At 65.6% G+C, this 3374-nt stretch carries 4 protein-coding genes; 3 read left to right on the plus strand and 1 reads right to left on the minus strand.

The features are described 5' to 3' along the window. Window positions 1–2082, minus strand: a 2082-nt coding sequence (locus VIR09_RS22290) for a PTS sugar transporter subunit IIC/EAL domain-containing protein (protein ID WP_332014824.1), incomplete at its 3' end; no start/stop codon positions are given. A gap of 245 nt (window positions 2083–2327) precedes the next feature. Between VIR09_RS22290 and VIR09_RS22295 the strand changes: the two genes are divergently transcribed. The 3 genes from VIR09_RS22295 to VIR09_RS22305 all read left to right on the plus strand — a co-directional run. Continuing rightward, window positions 2328–2570: a hypothetical protein gene (locus tag VIR09_RS22295; RefSeq protein ID WP_332014825.1), complete on the plus strand. Its 243-nt coding sequence runs from the start codon at window positions 2328–2330 to the stop codon at window positions 2568–2570. Between the two features lie 105 nt (window positions 2571–2675). Beyond that, a complete protein-coding gene (locus tag VIR09_RS22300; protein WP_013395938.1) occupies window positions 2676–3179 on the plus strand; it encodes an RNA polymerase sigma factor in 504 nt (167 codons plus the stop codon). Beyond that, a partial coding sequence (locus tag VIR09_RS22305; RefSeq protein WP_332014826.1) for a FecR/PupR family sigma factor regulator occupies window positions 3176–3374 on the plus strand: 199 nt, incomplete at its 3' end. The genes VIR09_RS22300 and VIR09_RS22305, both read left to right, overlap by 4 nt.

Raw genomic sequence — 3374 nt, forward strand, 5'->3', positions numbered from 1 at the left:
CTGCGCGGGCGCCGGCGGCGCAGCCTGGCGCCGGCGCGCGTAGTCCATGAGGCTGTCGCCCGGCAACGCTTTGCTGTAATACCACCCCTGCACGATGATTTCGGCGGGGGATGCCAGCGCCTTCAGCTGCTGGTCCGTTTCCACGCCTTCCACCACGATCTGCAGGTTCAGCGCTTCGCAAAAGCGCAGCAGGCCGTTCAGGACCAGCGCGCCCCTGTCGCTGTCTTGCGCCACGACGAAACTGCGGTCGATCTTGACCGCGTCGATCTCGAACTGGTGCAGATAGCCCAAGGCCGAATAGCCGGTGCCGAAGTCGTCGATGTAGACCCGGGCGCCTATCTCGTGCAGGCGGTCGAAGGCGGTGTGCAGCGCCTGGGTATCCTCCACCAACGCGTCTTCGGTCAGCTCCACCGAGATCTGCCCGCCGGCCTGCGCCAGCACCTTGATCAGCTTTTCCAGGTAGTCGCCGGACGTCAGCGTGCCGGCCGTGACGTTGATGGTCATCGGCAAGGCGAAGTCGCGCTTGCGCCATCGCAGGCATTGCTGCACGGCCTGCCTGGCCACCCACAGATCCACTTCCCGCATCAGATCCGCCTGGGCGAGCCAGCGCAGGAACTCTACCGGCGTCTGCCGCGAGCCATCGGGGCCGGTGGCGCGCAACAGGGCTTCGCAACCGGTGCACAGGCCGCTGCGCAATGACACCTGCGGCTGGAATTCCAGATGGAAATCGTATTGGCTGATGGCACGGATACGGGTGTTTTCGGCGTTGCGGCGCGCGCGGTCGGCGTAGGTCTGCACCACCGGATCGTGCGCGTACAGCAGCGATTCCTCTTGCAGCCGGGTGAAGGTGGTGTCCAGCGATTTGAAGTAGACGGTGGCGCTTTCCTGGCGCTGCCGTTCCAGCGCGACCACATAGGGCGCATACAGGCACACGCCTATCGCCACCAGCGCGAGCTGCAGCGCCACCCCGCCCAGATGGCCGCCAGCGGCGACATAGGCGTTGAACAGCACTGGCGAAGTCAGGGGCAGGGTGGTCGCCGCGGACGGCAGCCAGCCCAGCTGCACGACGGCCAGCGCGAGGATGACGTTGATCACCGGCGCCAGGATGAACGGCACCAGCAGGCGCGGATTCAGGATCAGGGGCAGCCCGAACAGCAGGATCTCGTTCACGTTCAGGAGCGCCACCGGCAGGCTGGCCAGCGCCAGCACGCGCAGCGATTCGCTGCGCGCGAACAGCAGCATGGCCACCACCAGCGACAGCGTCGCGCCCGCGCCGCCGATGAAGACGAAGGCGCCCAGCAGCGTGCTGTTCAAGGCATACATGCCTTCGTAGCCGGCGGACTGGCTGGCGGAGTTCAGCATGGCCGCCTGGTCCATCACGCTCATCAGGGGCGTGAGCGCCTGATAGCCATGTATGCCGAAGAACCACAGCAGGGAATTCAGTCCCGCCATCAGCGCGCCCGAGGTGAAGGGGCTGTCCAGCGAGGCCAGGCCCAGGGGGATGTTGAACTGCGCCACGGCGGGGATCTGCAGCGCGGCGGACAGCGCCAGCACGACCAGGCCGGCCGTCAGCAGGCCGGGCACGACCATGTTCAGCGTGTCGCGGACGTTTTCAGCGATCACCCCGTCCGGCGCCAGCTGCGTCCAGCGGCGGCGGTGCAGCCAAGCCATCAATGGCACGGTCAGCAAGGGCGAAACAATGGCGATGAACAGCACCAGGGTGGCGGCCGCCTGGGGATAGGGCGCCATCAGGGCTTCGGCGATCATCACGTAGGACAGGCACAGGAACGCGGTGGGCAGATGCGGCACGCGGTGGCGGAACGACAGCATGTAGCCGATGGAGGTGCCGGCCAGGATCGGCATGATGCCCGAGAGCTTGTCGTGGACGCCGGTCAGCAGGTCCACCACGGAGGCGGGCAGGCCCAGTTGGCGGGCGACGACGGACAGCACCAGGAACAGCGCCGTGATCAGCAGGCAGGGCAGGGTCCAGAGCAGGCCTTCGCGTAGGGCGCGCAGGCCGCTCGCGCCCGCCAGCGCGGCCAGCCGATCTTTTGGATAACGTATCAGGGCCGGTTTTGGCATGGCGGTTCGCCCTAGAGTCCGTGCAAGCGAAGATCCCCGCTCCCGTGTTTGTAAGAATATTTTGCTACATCCTAGCCCCGGTTTTCCATGTTTAGCAATTGGCACCTATCAGAATGTCAGGGATTCCCCTCTATCAAGAATTGCAAAGCGGGCGCAAGGTGGCAGCACGGGCGCGAAGGGCCGCTATACGATCAAGGGGCTCGCCCGGTGCGCGGGACAACAAGCTTCAGATTGAGGAGACATGGATGTCTCAGTTGGATTGGACGTCCGGCGATACCAAGCCGGACCGGCAGGGCTACTACGAAACGCAGTACGACACAGGATGCACCGCCATCACGCTGTACAGCGTGCTGGGTTGGATGCCGGTGAAGACGCCTGGCAACATGGTGAGCTGGCGGCCCTTGCCGCCCGCCGTCGAGAAGCAAGAGGCCGAACGCCACATACAGGAACTGCGAGAGGCGCAGAGCCACATTCCGATGGATTACTAGCAGGGCGGGCACGGAGACGCTCGCAAGAATCCTGGCACGCAGTTGCGGTAATGAGAATTATTTGTAAAATTCGCGGCGTCGCCATCTTCGTTGTCCGATCGGTTCATGTCCCGCTCTCCTCCGCCCCGCACCGGCTGGCTCGCCTACTATGACGAGCTGGTCGGGGTATGGAGCCGGCGGGTCGGCAACCGGCATGACGCGGAGGATGCGGCGCACGATGCCATCGAACGCCTGCTGAAGGCGGATGCCAGCGTCGCCTTGAAGGCGCGCAGCTACTTGTTCCAGGCCGCCGGGCATCGCTTGATCGATCGCTGGCGCCGGCAGGAACGAACCGAACACGTGCCGCTGGATCTGCTGGACGAAGCCGACCAGCCCGCCTGGACCGACCCGGAATCCCCGGTGCGCGCGTCGCGCCTGGCCGATGACCTGGCCCAAGTCCTGGCAGAATTGCCGCCCAAGTGCCGTGAAGCCTTCGTCCTGAATCGCATCGAAGGCTGGACGCAGGCCGAGGTGGCTCAGCATATGGGCCTGTCCAAGAACATGATCGAGCGCTACGTCATGCGGGCGATCGAATTCGTCCGCGACCGCATGCGTGAACACAATCCATGACGATGCCTTCCACCCATGAGCCCGGCGAGCAGCTTGCGGCCGATACGGCGGCGCAATGGTTCGCGCGCTGGCATTCGGGCGAACTGACGCGCCGCCAGCGGCGCGACTTTGCCCGGTGGCGGCGCGACCACCCCGAGGGTGCGCGCGAGTTCGACCGCATGCAGCAGTTGGGGCGGGCGGCTGCCGGACTGTCCC

Origin of the sequence: Achromobacter sp. (assembly GCF_036567245.1) — a bacterium.
In the GTDB taxonomy this organism is placed as follows: Bacteria; Pseudomonadota; Gammaproteobacteria; order Burkholderiales; family Burkholderiaceae_B; genus Achromobacter.

Coding starts and splice junctions, on each gene's coding strand:
- VIR09_RS22295 (WP_332014825.1), top strand. CDS start 2,328: ATGTCTCAGTTGGATTGGACGTCCGGCGATACCAAGCCGGACCGGCAG.
- VIR09_RS22300 (WP_013395938.1), top strand. CDS start 2,676: ATGTCCCGCTCTCCTCCGCCCCGCACCGGCTGGCTCGCCTACTATGAC.